Source organism: Actinomycetospora sp. (assembly GCF_036497245.1).
Classification (GTDB): domain Bacteria; phylum Actinomycetota; class Actinomycetes; order Mycobacteriales; family Pseudonocardiaceae; genus Actinomycetospora.
In genome coordinates, this window is sequence record NZ_DASXJS010000023.1 from 1 (window position 1) to 22197 (window position 22197).

The window sequence follows — 22197 nt, forward strand, 5'->3', positions numbered from 1 at the left end:
GGTGTTCTCCCACGAGCTGACCTGGATGCTGCTGCACCAGTACTTCAGCTTCAACTCGCCGGTCTGGTTCAACGTCGGCACGGCCTCGCCGCAGCAGGTGAGCGCCTGCTTCATCCTCTCCGTGGACGACACCATGGAGTCGATCCTGAACTGGTACCGCGAGGAGGGCCTGATCTTCAAGGGCGGCTCCGGTGCCGGCCTGAACCTCTCGCGCATCCGCTCGTCGAAGGAACTGCTGTCCTCCGGCGGCACCGCCTCCGGGCCGGTGTCGTTCATGCGCGGCGCCGACGCGTCCGCCGGGACGATCAAGTCGGGCGGCGCCACGCGGCGCGCGGCCAAGATGGTCGTGCTCGACGTCGACCACCCGGACGTCGCCGAGTTCATCGAGACCAAGCGCCAGGAGGAGCGGAAGATCCGCGTTCTGCGCGACAACGGGTTCGACATGGACCTCGGCGGCGCGGACATCGCCTCGGTCCAGTACCAGAACGCGAACAACTCGGTGCGCGTCTCCGACGAGTTCATGCGCGCCGTCCAGTCCGGCAGCGAGTTCGGCATGCGCGCCCGCATGACCGGTGAGGTCATCGACACCGTCGACGCGAAGGGCCTCTTCCGCAAGATGGCCGAGGCGGCCTGGGAGTGCGCCGACCCGGGCCTGCAGTACGACGACACGATCAACGACTGGCACACCTCGCCGGAGTCCGGGCGCATCACCGCGTCCAACCCCTGCTCGGAGTACCTGCACCTGGACAACTCCAGCTGCAACCTCGCGTCGCTCAACCTCATGAAGTTCCTGGGCGACGACGGCCGGTTCGACGTCGAGGGCTTCGTGCGCTCGGTCGAGCTGGTCATCACCGCGATGGACATCTCGATCAGCTTCGCGGACTTCCCGACCCAGTCGATCGGCGACACCACGCGGGCGTTCCGCCAGCTCGGGATCGGCTACGCGAACCTCGGGGCGCTGCTCATGGCGACCGGCCACGCGTACGACTCGGCGGGCGGGCAGGCGCTGGCCGCCGGGATCACCTCGCTCATGACCGGGACCGCCTACCGCCGCTCGGCCGAGCTCGCCGGGGCGGTGGCGCCCTACCACGGCTACGCCCGCAACGCCGACGCCCACCGCCGGGTCATGCGCAAGCACGCCGCGGCGAACGACGCGATCCGCACGCTGCACCGCGAGGACTCCCGCATCCGCGACGCGGCCACCGAGCAGTGGCAGACCGGCCTCGAGATCGGCGCCCGTCACGGGTGGCGCAACGCGCAGGCCAGCGTGCTCGCCCCCACCGGCACCATCGGCTTCATGATGGACTGCGACACCACCGGGGTGGAGCCGGACTTCTCGCTGGTCAAGTTCAAGAAGCTGGTCGGCGGCGGCTCGATGCAGATCGTCAACCAGACCGTCCCGAAGGCGCTCTCGTCGCTGGGCTACCAGGACGAGCAGGTCGAGGCGATCGTCGAGTTCATCGCCGAGCACGGGCACGTCATCGACGCCCCGGGCCTGCGCCCCGAGCACTACGAGGTCTTCGACTGCGCGATGGGGGCGCGTGCCATCGCCCCGATGGGCCACGTCCGCATGATGGCGGCGGTCCAGCCGTTCATCTCCGGCGCGATCTCGAAGACGGTCAACATGCCCGAGCGGGCGTCCGTCGAAGAGGTCGAGGAGATCTACTTCGAGTCCTGGAAGCTTGGGCTCAAGGCGCTCGCGATCTACCGCGACAACTGCAAGGTCGGGCAGCCGCTGTCCACCGGGAAGTCGGGCAGCACGTCGTCGGCGTCGACCGCGGAGGCCGCCGTCACCGAGCACCGCCCGGTCCGCAAGCGGCTGCCGAAGAAGCGCCCGAGCGAGACGGTGTCGTTCGCGGTCGCCGGTGCCGAGGGCTACATGACGGCGGGCTCGTACCCCGACGCCGGTCTCGGCGAGATCTTCGTCAAGATGTCCAAGCAGGGCTCGACGCTCGCCGGCGTCATGGACGCGTTCTCGATGGCCATCTCCATAGCGCTGCAGTACGGCGTGCCGCTGGAGACCTACGTGTCGAAGTTCGTGAACATGCGCTTCGAGCCGGCCGGCATGACCGACGACCCGGACGTGCGGATGGCGTCGAGCATCGTCGACTACCTGTTCCGTCGGATCGCGCTGGATCATCTGCCCTACGAGAAGCGTGCCCAGCTGGGCATCTTCTCGGCCGACGAGCGGACCGCCCAGGTCGCGGCGGACTACGGCTCGGCCGACGCCCCGGAGGTCGAGAACCTGCGCTCCACGGTCGACGCCGCTCCGGCGGCGGCCGCGAGGGAGGAGGCCGGGTCCCGCAGGGCGGACATCTCGGTCGGCAGCTCGACCGAGCTCCTCGAGCTGCAGCAGGGCAAGGCGGCCGACGCGCCGCTGTGCCTGACCTGCGGCACGAAGATGCGTCCAGCCGGCTCCTGCTACGTCTGCGAGGGCTGCGGTTCGACCAGCGGTTGCAGCTGAGAACGGGTGGGGTCGGCGTCGCCGACCCCACCCCGGGCACGGCCGATCGGGACAGCTGTCCGCCTATCCTGTGATCACGGTCATACGCGTCTACCTTCCGCAATGACGCGCACCACGATCGACTCGAGCAGAGGGTCGGCAGGGTGCGTGGTCAGCACGAGGGAGTCGACGACATGCCTGACGACAGCACGAGCACCGAGGGCGGGCCGGTGTTCCGTCTCATCTATCGCAGTCGGTTGACGATCCCCGCGGACGATCTCAAGGTCGAGCTGGCGAAGATCCTGACCACAGCTCGGACGAAGAACCCGGAGCACGGAATCACCGGGGCGTTGGTCGTGTGGGGGGACAACGTCGTCCAGACCCTGGAAGGGGAGGAGGGCGTCGTCCGCGCTCTCTACGACACGATCCATCAGGATCCGCGCCACGAGCAGGTCGAGGTCGTCGACACGAACGCGGGTGTCGGACGGACCTTCGGGCGATGGTCGATGGCCCGGATCTCCGAGGACGACGAGGCCGACATCCCGCTCGGCGGGGACCAGTGGGAGGGCGCCGTCGACGTCAGCGTTCCCCGGCTGACCACGCCCGAGGAGGACGTGATCATCGCTTCGATGCGTGACCGGGTGCGTGGCGCCCCGGCCTGATCCGACGCGCGTCCGTGACCGCACCCGGCTGCTCTTGCCGGGTGTGGTGACGGGTCGCTCAGGAGCCCCCGCCGGCCGGGAGGGCCTCGACCACGACGACGACGTTCTGGTCCGGGTCGCGCAGCATGAACATCAGCGGCGCGCCGGGCGTCCGCATGGGCTCGGGCTCGAGGTCGATCCCGCCGATCGCCGACAGCCGGCGGTGCTCCCCGACGACGTCGGTCGTCTCGACGCCGATCGAGGTGCCGCCCGGCTCGTCGAACATCGACGGGTTCAGCGCGAGGCGGGCCACCGACCCGGGCGGTGCCACCTCCACCCACCGGTTCTCGCCGTTCTCGCCGAACGACATGTCGCCCCGGACCTCCCAACCGAGGCGGTCCCGGTAGAAGGCGATCGAGGCGTCCACGTCGGACACGGTGAACATGACGACGCCGATGTTGTTGACGGTGGTCGGCGTGTCGGTCGGGGTGGTCATGAGCTGCTCCGGGGCTCGGGAACCGGTCGGGATGTCCGGATCGGAATGCCGCAGTACGCTAGTGGGACGCCAGGATCCCCATCAAGGACCGTCCGGGTCCGCTCCATGGCGGCCCCTGCCGGAGCCCACCCCACCCGCAAGATCAGGAGCACTGGGCGCAGGTTCGGCGGGCTCGTGACCTGCGCAATGTGCCCCTGGCGGGAACGAGCAAGGACTCCGGACGGGACGTCAAGCGTCCCGGCGCCGCATCCGCACGACGGTGACGCCGAGTCCGATCGCGATGTAGACGAGCGCGCGGACCGTGGACGACGCCAGGCCGTCGAGCGGCAGGGGATCGCGGAGCACGTCGGTGCCCGCGGTGAACCCGGTGGTCAGCAGCAGCGGCTGCAGCCACTCCAGTGAGGGGATCGCGGAGAGCACCCCGAACACGATGAGCCCGCCGAGGACCGAGGCGAGCACGACGAGCGGGTGCTCGGTGAGTGTCGAGATCGCCAGCGCCACCGCCCCGATCGCGAGCAGCTGCCCGACCGTCCACACCGCGACCAGCGCGATCCGTCCCAGCGCCTCGCCCACACCGAGCGACGTGCCCGAGAGCGTCACGAGCGTGCCTTGGGCGCCGCCGACCACGACGGTGCCGGCCACCATCCCGACCACCGCGATGAGCAGCACCGCGAGCACGGCGACCGTCACCACCCCGGCGGACTTCATGACGATCAGCCGCATCCGCCCGACCGGGGCGAGCAGCAGCCCGCGCAGCGTGCCGGTCGCGGCCTCGCCCGCGACCGCGTCGGCGGCGGCGCTCGCGACGGCCAGTGGCAGGAGCAGCGCCAGCGACAGCCCGAGGGCGACGACGGGCAGCACGAACCCGTTGCCGGCGACCTGGGCGACGAGGCCGGGACCGCGCCCGGACGACGGCCCGCCCGTCGTCGCGATCCCGATCGCGATCGCCAGCGGCACGAGGGCGAGCAGCCCCAGCACGACCAGCGTCCGCGGTCGGCGCAGCACCCACCGCAGCTCCGCGCCGAGCAGGCGTCCCAGGGGCGCCGAGGTGCGGGTGGCCGCACGGCCGGTCGCGGTGGGGCTCACGGCGGTGGTCACGCGTCCTCCTCGGTCAGGCGGGCGAACAGTTCCTCGAGGTGGGCCCGGCGCCGGTGCACTTCCCACACCCCGACCCCGGCGCGCACCAGCGTCGCGACGACCTCCGGCGGCTCCAGCGGCCCCGAGGGGACCACCACCCCGCCGTCGCGCAGATAGGCGCCGCCGCCCTCGCCCCGCAGGGCGTCGAGGGCCGCGTCGGGATCGTCGGTGGTGACGACCAGCTCGCCGGCGCCGGCGTCGAGCAGGCCGGACAGCTCACCGGAGACGAGCAGCGAGCCCCGCTGCAGGACCGCGACGTGGGTGCACACCGCCTCCACCTCGGCGAGGAGGTGGGAGGAGAGCAGCACCGTGGTGCCGGCGTCGTGCAGTTCGGCGATGACCCGGCGGACGTCGCGGGTGCCCGCCGGGTCGAGGCCGTTGGTGGGCTCGTCGAGCACCACGAGCCGCCGCGGTACGAGCAGTGCGGCGGCCAGACCGAGACGCTGCTTCATCCCGAGCGAGTAACCCCGGTAGCGGCGTCGGGCGGCGTTGTCTCCCCCCGTCGCTCCGCTCGCCCCACCGGCGAGCCCCACCCGCTCCAGCGCCGCGTCGACGGGCGTCCGCAGATCACCGTCGAGCCGAGGTTCGGTGGCCGCCGCCCGGAGCAGGTTGTCCCGCCCCGAGAGGAACGGGTGGAACCCCGGTCCCTCGACGAGGGCACCGACGTCGGGCAGGGCGGCCGGGAGGTCGTCCCCGGTTCGGCCGAGCAGTTCGACGCTTCCCGCGGTGGGGCGGGTCAGCCCGAGCAGCATCCGGATCAGCGTGGTCTTCCCGGACCCGTTCGGCCCGAGCATCCCGACGATCGCGCCGGAAGGCAGGTCCAGGTCGACCCCGTCGACGGCCACGACCGACCCGAACGTCTTGCGCAGGCCCCGCGCCCGGGCGGCGGGGGTCGGCTCGTCGTCGGGGGCGTCGGGGGACGGCACGTGCTCGAGCGTCCCAGGTGCCGCGGTCACCGGCCGAGCGCCTCGGAGAGGACCTGCTCCGGCACGGCCCCGGCGGCGATGCGACCGTCGTCGGTGACGATCGCGGTCGCGACGGCGGTGGTGATCAGGTGTCCCTGGCCCCACGGTCCGCTGACGGGGCTGCCGAGGGCGGAGAGGTCGGGAGCATTCCCCGGCCGGTCCGGCTGACCCGGCTGGCCGGGCTGGTTCGGCGGGGTCGCGGGTCGCTGCGCGATCACGACGCGGTCCCAGCCGTCGCCGACGGTGCGGGGTGCCTGGGCCCCGGCGGGCGGGCCGCCGTGGTCACCGCGCTGGCCGCGGGCGGGGGCGTCCTTGACGGTCGTCCCGGGCGGCGGCGTGAAGGTGAACAGCGACGGGTCCTGCGGGCCGAAGGTGAGGTCGGAGAAGCCGACCGTCAGCGCCGGCTGCGGTGCGCCGGTCGCGAGCACCGTGAGCTGGAGCGGGAGGCGCTTCTCGGCGTCGACGGACACGCGGACCTCGCGCAGCAGGGTTCGCTCGCTCGGCGCGGGGGTGAGCACGAGCTGGTACGCGGGCCGGCCCGCGACCTCGGCGGTGCCGTCGACGGAGACCGTGCTCGTCTTGCGCAGGTCGGCGATCATCGCGGTCGCCGCGCCCGCCGGGTCGGTCTGCGGGTCGATCCCGCCGGGGAGGTCGGGCCGCGCCTGCGGGGTCGCCGGGTGCGCCGGGGCCTTCGTGGCGGTGCGGTCGGACGAGTCGTAGGACCAGCGCGTCGTGCCGTCCGAGACGAGCGTGCGCTCGCCGTCGGGGGAGGGCAGCGCCACCCGGCCCTTCCCGTCGCCGTTCGACCACACCCGGACCGTCGACGAGCCGTTCCCCAGCTGCGGCGCCTGCGGGATCGCGGGCAGACCGAGCTCGTTGTCGACGGTGACGGTGCCGTTCATCGGGCCGGGCTTCGCGGTGATCACCGAGGCGACGAGGTCCTCGGGGCTCACCGGTGGCAGCTGCGGTGCCGCGGCCGCACCCGGCGCGACGGCCACCCCGATCGCGATCGCGCCCGCCGCCACGGCGCCCACCAACCCTGCGCCCCACCGCTGTCTCCTGCTCATGGGCTCCATCCTGAGCGGCGCTTCCTGAGACACCCACAGCCTCCGGTCGGCGTCCCTTGATCACCGGGCACCTATCGGTCTCGACGGGCGCACCCGGACCGATACGCACCCGGTGATCATGGCAAGGAGGGCAGGGACGACCCGTCGTCGCTGAGACCGTCACAGGGAACACGGCGCTACCTTCGGTGACGTGCCCCGCGTGCTGGTCGTCGACGACGAGCCGGGTGTGCGCGCGGCACTGACCCGCGGGCTGGGCGCGGAGGGCATGGAGGTCGTCGCGGTCGGCGACGGCGCGGCCGGCCTCGCGCACGCCGAGACCGGCGCGTTCGACGCCGTCGTGCTCGACATCGTCCTGCCCGGCCTGTCCGGCTACCGCGTCCTCGAGCGGTTGCGCGCGGGCGGCGTCGAGACCCCCGTGCTGCTGCTGTCCGCGAAGGACGGGGAGGTCGACCAGGCGGACGGGCTCGACCTCGGCGCCGACGGCTACCTCGTGAAACCGTTCTCGTTCGTCGTGCTGGTCGCCCAGCTCCGTGCGCTGCTGCGTCGCCGCGGACCGGCGCCCGCGCGGGTGGTGCTGGGCGCGCTGACCGTCGACCCGGGCGCGGGAACCTCGAGCTGGGAGGGCCGCGAGATCGAACTGTCCAACCGGGAGACCGGCGTGCTCCACGCCCTCGCGACGCGGCCGGGCGAGACGGTCACCAAGGACGAGCTGCTCACCGCGGTGTGGGGCGAGGGCGCGGCGGCGCGCAACGTCGTCGAGGTCTACGTCGGCTACCTGCGCCGCAAGCTCGCGGCGGCCGGCGCGGGGGACCTCGTCACCACGGTCCGAGGGCGCGGGTACCGCCTCGACCCCCGGTCATGAGCGCCTCCTGTCCTCGTGGTGGAGGGGGCGGGTTGCGCCGCTGGTGGACCCGGCGGGGGCTGCGGACGCGGATCACGCTGGTGGTCGCGCTCGTGGCCGTCGTCGTGCTGGTCGCGCTCGCCCGGCTCGGGGCGGGCCTGCTGCTCAGCGCGGTGGTCGCGGCGGGGGACGGCGAGCTGCGGGAGCGCGCAGCCATCGGGTCCGCTGCGGTCACAGCGGGAACGCCCGCCCCGCCCGGCGTGCGCGTTGTGGACGTCGCGGGCGCCCCGACCGACGGCCGGGGTCCGGTCCCGCTCGACCCGGCCGCGGTGCACAGCCTCGCCGCGGGCGTGCCGGTGACCGTCGGTGGTCCCGGTGGGCTCAGCCGGTGGGTGGCGGTGCCGGTGACGCTGCCCGACGGGTCGCCACGGCTGGTGCTCGCCGCCCGGGACCTGCTCGCCGCGGTGGTCCTGCTGCGCGACGCCGCCGGCTGGTTCCTCCCCGGCGTGCTGGTCGCGGCGGCGGCGCTCACCGGGGCCGCGTGGATCGCGACCCGCGCGGCACTGCGGCCCGTCGACCGGATGCGGGCGGCCGCCGCGAGGACCGGCACGGGGGAGCGGCTGCCCGTGCCGGTCGCCGCCGACGAGCTGTCGGCCCTCGCCGTCGAGATCAACGCCCTGCTCGCCCGGCGTGACGACGCCGTCGACCGGCTCCGGCGCTTCTCCGACGACGCGGCCCACGAGCTTCGCTCGCCGATCGCGTCGCTGCGGGCGCAGGCCGAGGTCGCGGTCGCCCACCCGTCACCGGGCTCCTCGCAGGAGGACCGTGAGGCCTGGCGCACCGTCGCGCGCGACGCCGAGCGGCTCTCCGACTTGGTAGCGGACCTCCTCGCGCTCGCCCGCGCCGAGGGCGCCACGCCGGGCGGGCCCACACCCGTGGACCTGGCGACGGCGGTCGGCGAGGCCCTCGCCCGCTCGCCCGAGGACTGCGGACCCGACCACGCCGTCGCGACCACGGTCTGGGCCCCGGTCCCGGTGCGTGCCGCCGCGACCGAGGCCGAGGTGGGGCTGGTGCTGGACAACCTGCTCGCCAACGCCCGCCGTCACGCCCGCTCCGTGGTGCACGTGTCGGCCGTGCCGGCCGGGCGGTGGGTGCGGCTGCTCGTCGACGACGACGGCCCCGGCATCCCGCCCGCCGACCGCGAGCGCGTGTTCGACCGCTTCACCCGGCTCGACGCCACCACCGGCGCGTCCGGCGCGGGCCTCGGCCTGGCGCTCGTCGCGCGGCTCGTCGAGGGGCGCGGCGGGACGGTGCGCGCCGGTCGGTCCCCCGACGGCGGCGCGCGCCTGACGGTGCGATGGCCGGCGGCCACCCCTGGCGGCCCGGCCTAGGCTCGGCCTGTGCGCGCGACGATGGACCCGGCGACCGCCGTGCGCCGCCTCGTCCCGCCGGAACGCCTCGCGAGCCGGGTGACCGCCCTCGACGACGCGTTCGTCATCGGCCACTTCGGGCTCGCGGTCGAGGAGCCGGACCGTCCCGTCGTCGTCGACGGCCTCGTCGCGCGGGCGGTGCACCTGACCCCGGCCGACGTCCGCGCCCTCCCGGCCCACCGGGTGGAGTCGGTGCACGAGTGCTTCGGCAACCCCCTCGAGCCCGGGGTCCCGGTGCGGCGGGTGGCGAACCTCGTGTGGACCGGCGCCCGCCTCGGCGACGTCCTCGCGCTCGCCGCGCCGTTGGAGGAGGCGGACTCGGTGTGGGCGCGAGGCGCCGACCACGGCGAGTTCGGCGGGATCGCCGCCGACGACTACCTCAAGGACCTCCCGCTCGGCGAGGTCCTGGACCGGGCACTGGTGGCGTACGCGGTCAACGACGCCCCGCTCCCGACCGGGCGCGGCGGCCCACTGCGCCTCGTCGTGCCCGGCTACTTCGGCACCAACAGCGTCAAGTGGCTGACCCGCCTGACGCTCGCGGACCGCCGCCCCGAGCACCTGTTCACCACCCGGCTCTACCTGCGCCCGGGTCCCGACGGGGAGCCGGTGCCGGTCCGGGCGCTCGACGTGAACTGCGCGATCACCTCCCCCGCCGAGGGCGCCGTCGTCGCGAGCGCCGACGGGGTCGTCGCGAGCGCCGACGGGGTCGTCGTCACCGGCTGGGCGTGGAGCGTCGAGGAGGTGACGGCGGTGCGGGTGACCGTCGACGGGACGTCCACGGCGGTCGACCTCGACCCCCGGACGACGGACGCGCCGGCGTGGCAGGGCTTCCGGGCACGGGTCCCGCTCGGGCCGGGTGAGCACGTGATCGCCGCGTCCGCGACCGACGCCGCCGGGCGGGTCCAGCCCGACGCCGCTGCGCGGAACGCGGCGCACGTGGTCACCGTGCGGGTGCCCGGCACCGGGTACTGACTCCCGTCACCCGTCGATCAGCACCGCCAGGCCGTCGAGCACGCGCGCGAGCCCGAACCGCCACGCGTGGTCCGGGTGCCGGGCCGCGCCGACCGGGTGGACCGGGGGGACACAATGGCGTCGTGAGCACGACGATCGTCCTCCGTGAGGCCCATCCCGACGTCGAGCCGGGCCTCGGCGCACTGCGCGGCTACCTGCACGACGTCATCAGTCGCATGCACGGCAGGCCGGCCGCCGAGGACGAGGTCGCCGCGTTCGGCGACGAGAACTCGAGCGACGGGCTCGTCGCGCCGGACGGGACGTTCCTGGTCGCCGTCGAGGACGACGGGGCCGCCGTCGGCTGCGTCGGGCTGCGCTGGCGCGGACCCGGCGTGCCGGAGGACGCCGCCGAGATCAAGCGGATGTGGAGCTCGCACGAGGTGCGCGGGCTCGGCGTCGGGAAGCTCCTGCTCGACGAGGTCGTGCGCCTCACCCGTGAGGCCGGGCTCGCGCGGCTGGTGCTCGACTCGCGCGCCGACCTGGTCGAGGCCCGCACGCTCTACGAGCGGGCCGGGTTCGTCGAGGTCGAGGCCTACAACGACAACCCCCACGCCCAGGTCTGGTACGCGCTGGACCTGACGTGACGCCGGACCTCTCGTGAGGCTCGGCCGCGTCACCGCCACCCGCTATGTCACGCCGCTGCGCGAGGGCGGATCCCTGCCCGGAGTCGTCGAGGCCGACGACCTCGGCACCTACGTCGTCAAGTTCACCGGCGCGGGTCAGGGCGTGAAGGCGCTCGTCGCGGAGGTCGTGGCCGGCGAGCTGGGGCGCACGCTGGGACTGCGGGTGCCCGAGCTCGTCGTCGTCGACCTGGACCCGGTCGTCGCCCGGGCCGAACCCGACTGGGAGGTCCAGGAACTGCTCGCGCGCTCCGGCGGCCCGAACCTCGGGATGGACTTTCTGCCCGGGGCGATCGGGTTCGATCCGGTGGCGCACGCGGTGGACCCCGACGAGGCCGCGCGCGTGCTGTGGTTCGACGCGCTCGTCGAGAACGTGGACCGCTCCTGGCGCAACCCGAACCTGCTGCGCTGGCCGACCTCCTTCCCCCGTCGCTCCGCGCGCCCCTCGAGCCGGCTGTGGTGCATCGACCACGGCGCCTGCCTCTACTTCCACCACTCCTGGGCGCGGGCGCACGGCGTCGTCGGGCGGGCCTACGACACCGCCGACCACGTGCTCGCACCGTTCACGACGGCGCCGTCGCGGGCGGCGGCCGACCACGCGCTCGCACCGATGGTGACGCGCCCGGTGCTCGAGTCGGTGGTCGCGGCAGTGCCCGAGGAGTGGCTCGCCGAGGACCCGTTCTTCTCATCGGTGGCCGCGGCGCGGACGGCCTACGTGGAGCACCTGTTGGCACGGCTGGCGGATCGGACGTGGGCGCCGTGAACGCCGCCCCGAAGAACACCTACGAGTGGGCGGCGCTGCGGGTCGTGCCCCGGGTCGACCGCGGCGAGTGCGTGAACGTCGGCGTGCTCCTCTACTGCCGCCACGAGGTGCACCTGACGATCCGGCTGGCGCTGGACACCGTGCGGCTCGCGGCGCTCGCACCGGACCTCGACGTCGAGGAGGTCGCGACCGCGGTGCACGCCTGGGAGCGCACGGTGGCGGGGGAGGGCCCGGCCGGCGTGCTCTCGGCCGGCGAGCGCTTCCGGTGGCTCACCGCGCCGCGGTCGACCGTGGTGCAGCCCGGACCCGTGCACACCGGGCTGACCGACGACCCCGAGGACGAGGTCGACCGCCTGCTGGCCCGCCTGGTCTGAGGGCCGGGCTCACCCCACGCGGCGGCGGCAGAACTCCAGGACCAGCGCCCACTGGAAGGCCCGCTGCGCGTTGTCGGCCGCACCGCCGTGCCCGCCCTCGACGTTCTCGTAGTACTCCACCGGGTGCCCGTACTCCCGCAGCCGCGCGACGAACTTCCGCGCGTGCCCGGGGTGCACGCGGTCGTCGCGGGTCGAGGTCGTCACGAGGATCGCCGGGTACGACGGGTCCTCGGCCAGCTGCTGGTACGGCGAGTACCCGGAGATGAAGGCCCAGTCGTCGGGGTCGTCGGGGTCGCCGTACTCGGCCATCCACGATGCCCCCGCGAGCAGCAGGTGGAACCGCCGCATGTCCAGCAGCGGCACCATCACGACGACGGCCCCGAACAGCTCCGGGTACCGCGTGATCATCACGCCCATGAGCAGGCCGCCGTTGGAGCCGCCGTGGATCGCGAGCTGCGCCGGCGTCGTGATCCCGCGCGCGACGAGGTCCCGGGCCACGGCGGCGAAGTCCTCGTACGCGCGGTGCCGGTGCTCGCGCAGCGCCGAGGTGTGCCACTGGGGCCCGTACTCGCCGCCGCCGCGGATGTTCGCGACGACGTACGTGCCGCCGTCCCAGCCCTGCTCCGGGGACGCCTCGATCCAGCCGCGCCCCATCACCCCGGAGTAGGCGGGCGTCCGGGAGATCTCGAACCCCCCGTAGCCGGTCATCAGCACCGGGCCCGGCGTCGGGCGCTCCTTCCCGACGACGAAGTACGGCACCGTCGTGCCGTCGTCGGAGGTCGCGAAGAACTGCCGCGTCGTGACCCCCTCGGCGTCGAAGAACTCCGGCGCTGAGCGCAGCGTCTCCAGCGGCGCGTCCGCTGCGGCGGTGTCCCCGATCTCGGTGCGCACGAATGTCGACGGGCGGGTGAAGCCGTCGGTGTCGAGGAAGACCTCGTCGCTGTGGTCGGGGTCGACGCCCACCACGCCGAGCACGGAGAAGTCGTCCGCGGCGGGTAGCTCGCGCCGCGCCCACGCTCCGGGCGACGCGACCTCCGGCGCCGGTCGACCTCCCGTGGCCGGCGGCGTCAGCACCTCGAGGCGCGTCGCCACGTCCTCGAGCAGCGTGAGGATCAGGTGGTGCTGCGTCCACGCCCAGCCCGAGAGCGACCGGCTCGGCGTCGGCATGAAGAGCACGGTGGGTTCACGGCCGCCCGCGAGATAGTCCTCGACCCCGAACGCGAGCAGCGCGCCCGCCGGGTACTCGGTGCCCGCCACGGTCCACGGCGAACGGGTGCGCACCAGCAGCCACGCCCGCTCCATCTCGGTGTCCGCGTCGGGCGGAACGTCGAGGAGGAGCTGCGTGCCGTCCGGGCGCAGCACGAACTCCTCGGCGGTGTGGAAGTCGGGGCTGCGGCCGACGATGTCGCGCTCGAAGCCGACCGTGTGGTCGTGCCCGGCGAACGCGGACACGTCGGTCTCGGCCGCCTCGAAGACCACCGGGGCGTCCGTCACCGGCGTGCCCCGCGACCAGCGCCGCATCACCCGCGGGTAGCCCGACGTCGTCAGCGAGCCGGGGCCGAGGTCGGTCCCGACGAACACGGTGTCGTCGTCGATCCACGAGATCCGGCTCTTGGCCTCGGGTAGCGCGAACCCGGCTGCGGATCCGTCCTGGGGGGACTCCGGCACGAAGCGTTTCGCGTCCAGGTCGAACTCGCGCACGACGGTCGCGTCGGCGCCCCCGCGCGAGAGCTGCACCAGCGCGCGCGTGTAGTCCGGCCAGCGGGCCGCCGCACCGGCCCAGACCCAGTTCTCGTCCTCGTCGGTCGCGAGCGCGTCGACGTCGAGCAGCAGCTCCCAGTCCGGGTCGCCGGTGCGGTAGCTCTCCAGCGTGGTGCGTCGCCACAGCCCACGCGGGTGCTCGGCGTCCTGCCAGAAGTTGTAGAGCAGGTCCCCCCGACGGCGGGTGTAGGCGATGCGGTCGTCCGAGTCGAGGACGGCGCGCAGGCCGTCGCGCAGGGCCGTGAACCGCTCGCCGTCGGCGAGTGTCCCGAGGCTCTCGGCGTTGCGCTCGCGGACCCAGGACAGGGCCTCGTCGCCGGTGACGTCCTCCAGCCAGAGGTAGGGGTCGTCGGCGTCGTGCTCGGTGGTCGGGTCGGCCGGGGCGGGGGGAGCGGACTCGGTCACGTTCCCAGTCTGCCCGCCGCCGCGTGCCCTCGTCGCGGACCGGGCCGAGAGGGGGCCCACTCGATCAGTCGCCCTGGTGATGCGCCCTGCTCGCGCGCCGGGACATTCGGCTCAGCGGCCGTGGGCGACCCGGGCGACCTGCGTGCCATTGGTCCGTGGCGCGGGAGGCCCGTCGTCCGCCACCGTCCGACCGGCCCGGGGGCTGCCGCTTGCCCGGTCGGTCCTGCCGGTCCGCAGGAGGCTGCGCCATTCGGCGGGGCTCCAGTGCGCGGGCTTGGTGGTGGCGAGGAACTCGCGCAGCACCGTGAGGAACCGTTGCGGGTGGGAGTGGAACGGGAAGTGTCCTGCCCGCTCGAAGACCTCCAGGCGGCTCTCCGGCATCGCGGCGTGCGCGGTCCGGCCGTGCTCGACGGGGACGATCATGTCGTCGGCGCCCCACACCAGCAGGGTGGGCATGCCTGCGGTGAGGTAGCAGCGGTCGAGCATCGTCACCACCTGCCCGCGCCAGTCCACCACCGCGCGCAGCGTCCGCAGGAACGCGGACCGGCTGGTGGCGTCGGGCAGCGCGTCGACGAGTCGGACGAAGTCCTCGGCGTCCCGACCGAGGCCGGTGTCGAGCTGCTGGGCGAGCTGCAGGACGAGCTCGGTCTGGAACCGCACACCCGGCCAGCCCAGGACCGGGAGCAGGAGGTCGGCGAAGGGCAGCGACGCGGCCCGCAGCGCGGGGCTCACTCCCTGGGAGACGCCACCCGCGCCGACGAGCACGAGCCGCTCGGTGCGCTCCGGGTACTGGTAGGCGAACTGCATCGCCACCCCGCCGCCGAGGGAGTGCCCGACGAGGCTCGCGCGGTCGATGTCGAGGACCGAGAGCAGGTCGCGCATCCCGTTGGCGTAGGCGCCGATCGAGTAGTCGCCGCGGGGCTTGTCGGAACCGCCGTGGCCGAGGAGGTCGGGGGCGAGCACGGTGTGGTCACGCGCCAGCTCGTCGAGGACGGGGCCCCAGGTCGACGAGTCGTCGCCGATCCCGTGGATCAGCAGCAGGACCGGGCCGGAGCCCGCCATCCGGAACGCTCGTCGGTATCCGTGCACCGTGCGGTACTGCAGTGCCCAGCGCTCACCGGCCACGCTGCGCAGCACCGGCCCGGGGGCCGGTGGACCTCCCCGTCCCGGACGCACGGGACCGAGCAGGGCGTAGGTCGCCCGGAGCAGTCCCAGCACTTCTGGCTCCTCTCGATCTTCCGGGTGCCCGCGGATTGCGGACAACCGGAAGATCGAGCCTAGGAGCGCCATGTGACGTCCGGTGACGGGGAGGTTTCGCGGATGTGGCGGAGCGACCGGCGGTCACGAGGTCTCGGTGACCGGCCCCTCGGACCCGTCGTCCTCGGCGACCTCGGTCTCCGACGCGGGGGTGTCGACCTCCGCGAGCAGCAGGTAGAGCCGGCGCCGGGCCTCGTCGAGGATGCTCGTCGCCTGCGTGACCTGCTCGGACGTGCCGACCTGGGCGATCTGGGCGACCGCGCCGGCCAGCCCTCGGCCCGCGGTGCGGAGATCGGCGAAGCCGTCGTCCGCGCCCGCCTCCACCTGTGACCACACCGCGTCCAGCTCGGCGGCGTGCTCCTCGGTGTAGCGCTTGCCCTCCTCGGTCAGGTGCACGACCGTGCGGCCGGACTCCTTCTCGGTGTGGACCAGGCCTTCGTCGGCCAACTGGGAGACGGTCGGGTAGACCGAGCCCGGGCTGGGCTTCCACGAACCGCCGGAGCGCTCCGCGATCTCCTGGATGATCTGGTAGCCGTGCTTGGCCTCTTCACGCAGCAGCGCGAGGATCGCGAGGCGGATGTCGCCCTTCGAGCGGCGTCCCCGGCCACGACCACCCGGGCCGTGACCGTGGCCTCGGCCCCCGGGACCGCGACCACCGGGACCGCCCCGACGACCGCGCGGTCCACCCGGACCCCACGGACCGGGGAACGGGCCGCCCTCGTCGGGACCCGGGCCGTCCTGCGGCCCCTCGTCCTCCGGTCCGCGACCCCGGCCGCGTCCGCGGGGACCCCCGGGGCCGAACGGGCCGCCGAAGGGGGGACCGAAGTCCATCCCACCGAACGGGCCACCCCGCCGGCGTGCACCGCGTCGCGGCCCGCCGGGCTCGCCCCGGTGCTCGTGCGACCCACCCGGGCCGCCGTGTCGATGCGCCCAGTCCGGGCGCTCATGAGTGCTGAACATGGTGAATGTTCCTTTCGTTGTGTTCGCCGACTGTCGGCGATGGCTCAACGATATATCGCTACTGCACGTTCAACGATATGACGGTCGTCACATCGGCTGGGCTCCAGTGAGTGGATGACGCCCCTCGTTCGCCCAGTGACAGGAATGGGCCATCGCTGTCACGGGGTCCCGGGAGCGCCGGCACGAGGTCAGGTCGACCGGGTCAAGATCTCCGTGAGGCGCGCGGCGTTGGCCTCGACGTGGTGCCGGACGACGGCGGCCGCATGGTCGGGATCGCCGGAGTCGAGCGCCTCGACGATCGCGCTGTGCTCGGCGACGACCGCGTCGGAGTGCTCGTACTCGCGGTCGGACACGGACAGGACGAGCAGGTAGACGCGCAGTTCCTGGGTGAGCTGGGCGTAGAAGTCGTCGAGCCGGCGCGCGCCCAGCATGCCCACGAGCGCGGCGTGGAAGGCGAGGTCACGCTCGACGATCAGCTCCGGGTCGTGGGTCGCGGCGGCCCGACTCAGGTCCTCGAGGGCGGCCCGGACCCGCGCGATGGCCTCGGGCGGGCGGGGTGAGGCCACCGCGGCCACCTCGAGCTCGGCGCGGGCGGCATAGAGGGTCGCCAGCTCCTGCGGGGTCGGGGAGATGACCACCGCGCCGCGGTTCACCTCGTAGCGCACCAGTCCGCGCAGCTCGAGCATGCGCACCGCCTCGCGGACGGTGGGCCGCGCGATCTTCAGGTCGGTGGCGATCGCGCTCTCGCGCAGCCGTGCCCCGGGGGCGATCCGTCCGTCGAGGATCCGCTCCGCGAGCCCGTCCGCGACCTGCTGCGCGGTGGTGGTGCGCCGCACCGTCATCCCGGCCGTGAGCCCCTCGTCGACCCGCACGCCTCCACTCTAAACCTTGTGTCTCACTGCTGAACTGTCTTACAGTTTTGAGCCACCTACTCGGGTCAGGGAGGCGCGGATGACGCTCGGAGAGGCGCTCTGGCACGGCCAGGCGCACATGCCCACCACGGCGCGGACCCGGCTGACGATCGCCGGCGGCGACGGCGCGTACGTGACGACCGACGACGGCCGCCGGTTGCTCGACGCGACCGCGGGGCTCTGGCACACGAACGTCGGGCACGGACGCGAGCGGATCGCCCGCGCGGCCTACGACCAGATGTGCCGCCTCGAGACCTATCACTGCTTCGGGCGGTTCGCGAACGAGCCGGCTCTGCGCCTGGCCGACCGGCTGTCCGCGCTCGGGCCCGTCGCCGGCGCCAAGGTCATGCTGACCAGCGGCGGGTCCGACTCCGTCGACCTCGCCTGCAAGCTCGCGCTGCGCCACGCCCAGCTGTCCGGGGACACGGCGCGCACCGTGCTGGTCTCCCGGGACCGGGCCTACCACGGCCTGCACGGGCTGGGGACCTCCATCGCGGGCCTGCCCGACAACCGCGACGGGTACGGCTCGCCGTCGCTCGTACCGGACACCGCGCGCATCCCGACCAACGATCTCGACGGCGCCCGGGCGCAGATCGACCAGATCGGTCCGGAGCGGGTGGCGGCGATCGTCGCCGAGCCCGTCATCGGCACCGGCGGGGTCCACGGCCCCGCGGAGGGCTACCTCGAGGGCCTCCAGGCGCTCGCCCGCGAGATCGGGGCGCTCTTCGTCGCCGACGAGGTGATCACCGGGTTCGGGCGCACCGGGCGGATGTTCGCGAGCGAGCGGTGGGACCTGGAGCCCGACGTCGTCACGCTCGCCAAGGGCCTGACCTCGGGCTACGCCCCGCTCGGGGCGGTCCTCGTCGCGCCCCGCGTGGCCGACCGGTTCTTCGCCGACGAGCCGGACACGCCGATGTTCCGCCACGGCCTGACCTACTCCGGGCACGCCACCGCGTGCGCGGTCGCCGAGGCCAACCTCGACATCCTGGCCGAGGAGGAGCTCGTCGCCCGGGCCGCGGCCCTCGAGGACGTGCTCACCAAGGTCCTCGACCCGCTGCGTGACCACCCGTTGGTCACCGAGGTGCGTTCGGGCTCCGGCTTCCTGGCCGGCGTCGCGCTGCGCACGGACGTCGACGGTGCCGCAGTGGCCGCCGACGCCACCGACGGCGGCGTGATCGTGCGCGCCATCCACGAGAACACCCTGCAGATCTGCCCGCCGTTCGTGGTCACCGACGACGAGGTCGACCACATCGCGACGACGATCCGCACGGCCCTCGACCGACGCGTCCCCTGATCACGGGAGAGCTCCCATGAGCCAGAGCCCCACCGGAACGGCCGAGGCCGACCCGGCACTCGTCCGCCGCGCGATCGCCGCGTCCGCGGTCGGCAACGCCACCGAGTGGTTCGACTACGGCGTCTACGCCTACGTCGCCACCCAGATCGGGGACGCGTTCTTCCCCGGCGAGTACTCCACGCTCGCGGCGATGCTCGTCTTCGCGGTGAGCTTCGTGCTCCGGCCCCTCGGCGGGATCTTCTGGGGCGCGCTCGGCGACCGGATAGGCAGGCGGGCCGTCCTGGCCATGACCATCCTGGTGATGAGCGCGGCGACGTTCCTGGTCGGCGTCCTGCCCACCGCGGCGTCGGTCGGGCTGCTCGCGCCGATCCTGCTGCTGATCCTGCGGATGGTGCAGGGCTTCGCGACCGGCGGCGAGTACGGCGGGGCGGCCACCTTCATGGCCGAGTACGCCCCGGACCGCAGGCGCGGGTTCTTCGGCAGCTTCCTCGAGGTCGGGACGCTGTCCGGATTCACCCTGGCGATCATCGTCGTCGGTGTCACGGAGGCCTCGATCGGATCCGAGGCGATGGCCGCGTGGGGATGGCGCGTCCCGTTCCTGCTCGGGCTGCCGCTCGGCCTCATCGGGCTCTACCTGCGGTCCCGGCTGGAGGACACGCCGGTGTTCCGGGAGCTCGAGGCGCAGGGGCGCGTCGAGCAGTCGACGCGGACGCGGCTCGCGGACCTGGTGCGTCTCTACTGGCGCCCGCTGCTCATGCTGGGCGGCCTGGTCGTGGCGCTCAACGTCGCCAACTACACGCTGCTGACCTACTCCCCGACCTACCTGCAGGAGACCATCGGGATGAGCTCGGGATCGACCGACCTCCTGATCGGGATCGGCCAGGCGGCGATGATCATCTTCCTGCCGCTCGCCGGGGCGTGGTCGGACCGGGTCGGCCGCAAGCCTCTCTGGTGGACGTCGCTGATCGGCATGTTCGTGCTGGTCATCCCGGCCTACCTGCTCATGGCGCAGGGCTTCGTCGGCGCGCTGATCGGCTTCTCGGTGCTCGGCCTGATCTACACGCTGCAGCTGGGCACCATCTCGTCGACGTTCCCGGCCATGTTCCCGACCCAGGTGCGCTACGTCGGGTTCGCGGCCTCGTACAACATCGCCACCGCGATCTTCGGCGGCACCGCACCGGCGATCAGCGAGGGCCTCATCGGCGCGACCGGGTCGAACCTGGTCCCGGCCTACGTGATGATGGTGGCCTTCGTCATCGGGATGGTGGCCCTGTGGTTCGTGCCCGAGACCCGCGGCTGCTCGCTGCGGGGGACGGAGATCCCGCGGGCGGCCGACGCGCCATCGCGCCCGGTGGCCGCGTGACGGAGACGGTCCCCGACGGCTCGAACGACGACGCTGGCCCGGTGCTGGTCGTCCTCTCGGCTGCCGGCCTCGTGCCGCCCGCCGGGCTCGACCGGCTCGAGGGCCGCCTGGAGATCCGGCACACGGACGCCGACGGCCTCGCCGACGCGCTGCCCGGCGCCCACGCGCTGCTCATGTGGGACCACTTCTCGCCCGCGCTCGTCGCGGCCTGGGAGCAGGCCGACCGGCTGGCGTGGATCCACGTGGCGGCGGCCGGGGTCGACCACGTCATGACGCCCGCCCTGCGTGCGTCGGAGGTGGTGGTCACCAACAGCCGGGGCGTGTTCGACGCACCGATCGCCGAGTACGTCCTCGCGCTGCTCCTCGCGCACGCCAAGGACCTCGCCACCACCGTCCGCGACACCGACGCGCACCGCTGGCACTACCGGGAGAACACGCGGCTCGCCGGCACCCGCGCGGTCGTCGTCGGGACCGGGGCGTTGGGGCGGGCGACCGGACGACTGCTGCACGCGGTCGGGGTGCGGGTGCGCGGGATCGCGCGGTCGTCACGGGACGCCGACCCGGACTTCGACGAGGTCGTGGGGGCGGCCGAACTGGCGAAGGACCCCGTCGCGGCGGTGGGGGACGCCGACCACGTCGTCGTCACGGCCCCCCTGACCCCGGCGACGCGCGGGATGATCTCCGCCGAGGTGCTGGACGCGATGCCGCCGCACGCCCACCTGGTCAACGTGGGCCGCGGGCCGATCGTCGACACCGGTGCGCTGGTCGCGGCGCTGCACGCCGGGCGGCTGGGGGCGGCGTCGCTGGACGTCACCGACGTCGAGCCCCTCCCGCCGGACGATCCGCTGTTCTCGGCGCCGCACGTGCTGATCTCGCCGCACTGCTCCGGCGACGTGGCCGGCTGGCGCGGCGTCCTCTCCGAGCTGTTCGTCGAGCAGGCGCAGCGCTTCCTCGACGGGCGTCCACTGGAGAATGTGGTGGACCGCGACGCGGGGTTCGTGCCGGGGAGCACGCCGTGAGCAGCGCGCATGCCGGGGGAAGTGTGGATTCCGCGACCGGCGAGGTCGTCGAACTGCTCACGACGATGATCCGGAACGGCTGCGTGAACACCGGCGACGTCGCTTCCGGGCACGAGGTGCGCACCGCGGACACGCTGCGGGCCTACCTCGGCGACGTCGTGGACACCGCCGTCGTCGACGCCGCCCCGGGTCGCCGCTCGCTCGTCGCCCGGCTCCCCGGTACGGATCCGACGGCCCCGTCGCTCGGGCTGGTCTGCCACACCGATGTCGTGCCCGCCACGGACGCCGATTGGACCCGCGACCCCTTCGCGGCGGAGCTCGACCTCGGGGCGAGCGGAGCGACGGGGGACGGCGGTGGCGGGATGGTCTGGGGGCGCGGGGCGATCGACATGCTCGACACCACCGCGACGATGGCCGTGGCGCTGCGCCGTGCCGGGCTCGCCGCGCGTCGCGGGATCCGGCCGCGGGGCGACCTCGTGTTCGTGGCCGCCGCCGACGAGGAGGGCCACGCCGAGCACGGCGCCCGGTACCTGCTCGAACACCACCGCGACGAGGTCATGGCCGACCGCGTCGTCACCGAGGGCGGAGGCTGGCCGCTGACCTCGGGCCCGACCCCGGCCCTGAGCTGGGCGGTCGCGGAGAAGGGCTCGGCGTGGCTGCGCCTCGACGTGCACGGCCGCGCCGGGCACGCCGCCATGCCCCACGGCGCGGACAACGCGCTGGTCACCGCGGCGGAGGTGATCCGCCGGCTGGCGGAGCACCGGGTGGCACCGCGACTGCCTGCCGAGTGGGAGGCCTGGGTCGCCGCGATGGGGTACGACGCCGAGCTCACGGCCGGCCTGCTCGACCCGGGGACGGTGCTCGCCACCGCCGAGGCGACCGGTGACCCGGCGCTGGCCGCCCACGCGCACGCGTGCACCCACCTGACGATCACCCCGACCGGCGCGCGGGGCGGCGTCGTCATCAACGCCATCCCGGATCTCGTCGAGATCGACGTCGACGCCCGCATCCTGCCGGGCCAGAGCTGCACGGAGGTGGAGACCGAGATCGTCCGCGCCCTGGACGGGCTGACCGACCGGGTGGACCTGGTGTGGCGCCACCGCCTGGAGACCACGTCCTCCCCGGTGGCGAGCCCGCTGCGCGACACGGTGGCCGGGATCGCCGACGCGCTCGTCCCCGGCACCCGACTCGTGCCCGGGATGATCACTGCGTCGACCGACGCCGACTACTTCCGCCGGGCCGGGGCCGAGGTCTACGGCTTCTCGATGCACTCGGGCTACGCCACCCCCGAGCAGTTCCGGCGGATGTTCCACGGCCCCGACGAGCGGGTCGACCTGCGCAGTCTCGAGCTGTCCACGGCGATGTGGACCGAGTTGATCTCCCAGTGTTGATCTCTAAGTGTTGATCTCCCAGGCCTGATCGCCTGATCCCGACCCGCT

General features: G+C 73.7%; 20 protein-coding genes. 12 read left to right on the forward strand and 8 right to left on the reverse strand.

The features are described 5' to 3' along the window. Both VGI02_RS02900 and VGI02_RS02905 read left to right on the forward strand, forming a co-directional pair. Positions 1-2464 (forward strand): vitamin B12-dependent ribonucleotide reductase (locus VGI02_RS02900; RefSeq protein ID WP_331625745.1); only part of this gene is annotated, 2464 nt, incomplete at its 5' end. Between the two features lie 173 nt (positions 2465-2637). Further along, the gene (locus tag VGI02_RS02905) at positions 2638-3105 is read left to right on the forward strand and encodes a BLUF domain-containing protein (RefSeq protein ID WP_331625746.1); all 468 of its coding nucleotides are present in this window, start codon (positions 2638-2640) and stop codon (positions 3103-3105) included. Between the two features lie 58 nt (positions 3106-3163). On the opposite strand, the gene VGI02_RS02910 is transcribed toward VGI02_RS02905, so the two are convergent. The 4 genes from VGI02_RS02910 to VGI02_RS02925 all read right to left on the reverse strand — a co-directional run bounded on the left by VGI02_RS02910 (position 3164) and on the right by VGI02_RS02925 (position 6749). After that, complete coding sequence (locus VGI02_RS02910; RefSeq protein ID WP_331625747.1) at positions 3164-3580, reverse strand: VOC family protein; 417 nt, start codon at positions 3578-3580, stop codon at positions 3164-3166. Positions 3581-3808: 228 nt separating this feature from the next. Further along, entirely contained in the window at positions 3809-4678 is an 870-nt protein-coding gene (locus VGI02_RS02915) for an ABC transporter permease (protein WP_331625748.1), read from the reverse strand. Then, positions 4675-5643: an ABC transporter ATP-binding protein gene (locus VGI02_RS02920; RefSeq protein ID WP_331625772.1), complete on the reverse strand. Its 969-nt coding sequence runs from the start codon at positions 5641-5643 to the stop codon at positions 4675-4677. Before VGI02_RS02920 ends, VGI02_RS02915 begins: the two co-directional genes overlap by 4 nt. Before the next feature lie 26 nt (positions 5644-5669). Then, complete coding sequence (locus VGI02_RS02925) at positions 5670-6749, reverse strand: LolA family protein (protein WP_331625749.1); 1080 nt, start codon at positions 6747-6749, stop codon at positions 5670-5672. A 199-nt stretch (positions 6750-6948) separates the two neighbouring features. On the opposite strand from VGI02_RS02925, the gene VGI02_RS02930 reads away from it, so the two are divergent. The 6 genes from VGI02_RS02930 to VGI02_RS02955 all read left to right on the forward strand — a co-directional run bounded on the left by VGI02_RS02930 (position 6949) and on the right by VGI02_RS02955 (position 11788). Beyond that, positions 6949-7611: a response regulator transcription factor gene (locus VGI02_RS02930; protein ID WP_331625773.1), complete on the forward strand. Its 663-nt coding sequence runs from the start codon at positions 6949-6951 to the stop codon at positions 7609-7611. 32 nt (positions 7612-7643) lie between these two features. Beyond that, positions 7644-8981, forward strand: coding sequence for a sensor histidine kinase (locus tag VGI02_RS02935; protein ID WP_331625750.1), 1338 nt, complete (start codon positions 7644-7646; stop codon positions 8979-8981). A 9-nt stretch (positions 8982-8990) separates the two neighbouring features. Next, the gene (locus VGI02_RS02940) at positions 8991-9992 is read left to right on the forward strand and encodes a molybdopterin-dependent oxidoreductase (RefSeq protein ID WP_331625751.1); all 1002 of its coding nucleotides are present in this window, start codon (positions 8991-8993) and stop codon (positions 9990-9992) included. A gap of 122 nt (positions 9993-10114) precedes the next feature. Continuing rightward, positions 10115-10615: a GNAT family N-acetyltransferase gene (locus tag VGI02_RS02945; RefSeq protein ID WP_331625752.1), complete on the forward strand. Its 501-nt coding sequence runs from the start codon at positions 10115-10117 to the stop codon at positions 10613-10615. Between the two features lie 13 nt (positions 10616-10628). Continuing rightward, positions 10629-11414: a HipA family kinase gene (locus VGI02_RS02950; RefSeq protein WP_331625753.1), complete on the forward strand. Its 786-nt coding sequence runs from the start codon at positions 10629-10631 to the stop codon at positions 11412-11414. Beyond that, on the forward strand, positions 11402-11788 hold the full coding sequence (locus tag VGI02_RS02955; protein WP_331625754.1) for a DUF3037 domain-containing protein: 387 nt from the start codon (positions 11402-11404) through the stop codon (positions 11786-11788). The genes VGI02_RS02950 and VGI02_RS02955 overlap by 13 nt, the downstream gene beginning before the upstream one ends. Positions 11789-11797: 9 nt before the next feature. Here VGI02_RS02955 and VGI02_RS02960 read toward each other — a convergent pair whose 3' ends face one another. The 4 genes from VGI02_RS02960 to VGI02_RS02975 all read right to left on the reverse strand — a co-directional run bounded on the left by VGI02_RS02960 (position 11798) and on the right by VGI02_RS02975 (position 17043). Further along, positions 11798-13954, reverse strand: coding sequence for a prolyl oligopeptidase family serine peptidase (locus VGI02_RS02960; protein ID WP_331625755.1), 2157 nt, complete (start codon positions 13952-13954; stop codon positions 11798-11800). 111 nt (positions 13955-14065) lie between these two features. Next, positions 14066-15016 carry an alpha/beta fold hydrolase gene (locus VGI02_RS02965; protein WP_331625774.1) on the reverse strand — a complete coding sequence of 317 codons (951 nt, stop codon included), beginning with the start codon at positions 15014-15016 and terminating at the stop codon, positions 14066-14068. 279 nt (positions 15017-15295) lie between these two features. Continuing rightward, positions 15296-16042: a PadR family transcriptional regulator gene (locus VGI02_RS02970; protein WP_331625756.1), complete on the reverse strand. Its 747-nt coding sequence runs from the start codon at positions 16040-16042 to the stop codon at positions 15296-15298. 317 nt (positions 16043-16359) lie between these two features. Beyond that, positions 16360-17043: a GntR family transcriptional regulator gene (locus VGI02_RS02975; protein WP_331625757.1), complete on the reverse strand. Its 684-nt coding sequence runs from the start codon at positions 17041-17043 to the stop codon at positions 16360-16362. 79 nt (positions 17044-17122) lie between these two features. Between VGI02_RS02975 and VGI02_RS02980 the strand changes: the two genes are divergently transcribed. From VGI02_RS02980 to VGI02_RS02995, 4 genes are read left to right on the forward strand one after another with little or no spacing between them, the layout of a single operon-like run. Then, positions 17123-18376: an aminotransferase family protein gene (locus VGI02_RS02980; RefSeq protein WP_331625758.1), complete on the forward strand. Its 1254-nt coding sequence runs from the start codon at positions 17123-17125 to the stop codon at positions 18374-18376. 16 nt (positions 18377-18392) lie between these two features. After that, on the forward strand, positions 18393-19739 hold the full coding sequence (locus VGI02_RS02985; protein ID WP_331625759.1) for an MFS transporter: 1347 nt from the start codon (positions 18393-18395) through the stop codon (positions 19737-19739). Beyond that, positions 19736-20758, forward strand: a complete 1023-nt coding sequence (locus tag VGI02_RS02990; protein WP_331625760.1) for a D-2-hydroxyacid dehydrogenase — start codon at positions 19736-19738, stop codon at positions 20756-20758. The genes VGI02_RS02985 and VGI02_RS02990 overlap by 4 nt, the downstream gene beginning before the upstream one ends. Next, positions 20755-22149 carry a M20/M25/M40 family metallo-hydrolase gene (locus tag VGI02_RS02995; RefSeq protein ID WP_331625761.1) on the forward strand — a complete coding sequence of 465 codons (1395 nt, stop codon included), beginning with the start codon at positions 20755-20757 and terminating at the stop codon, positions 22147-22149. Before VGI02_RS02990 ends, VGI02_RS02995 begins: the two co-directional genes overlap by 4 nt. Positions 22150-22197 lie beyond the last annotated feature (48 nt).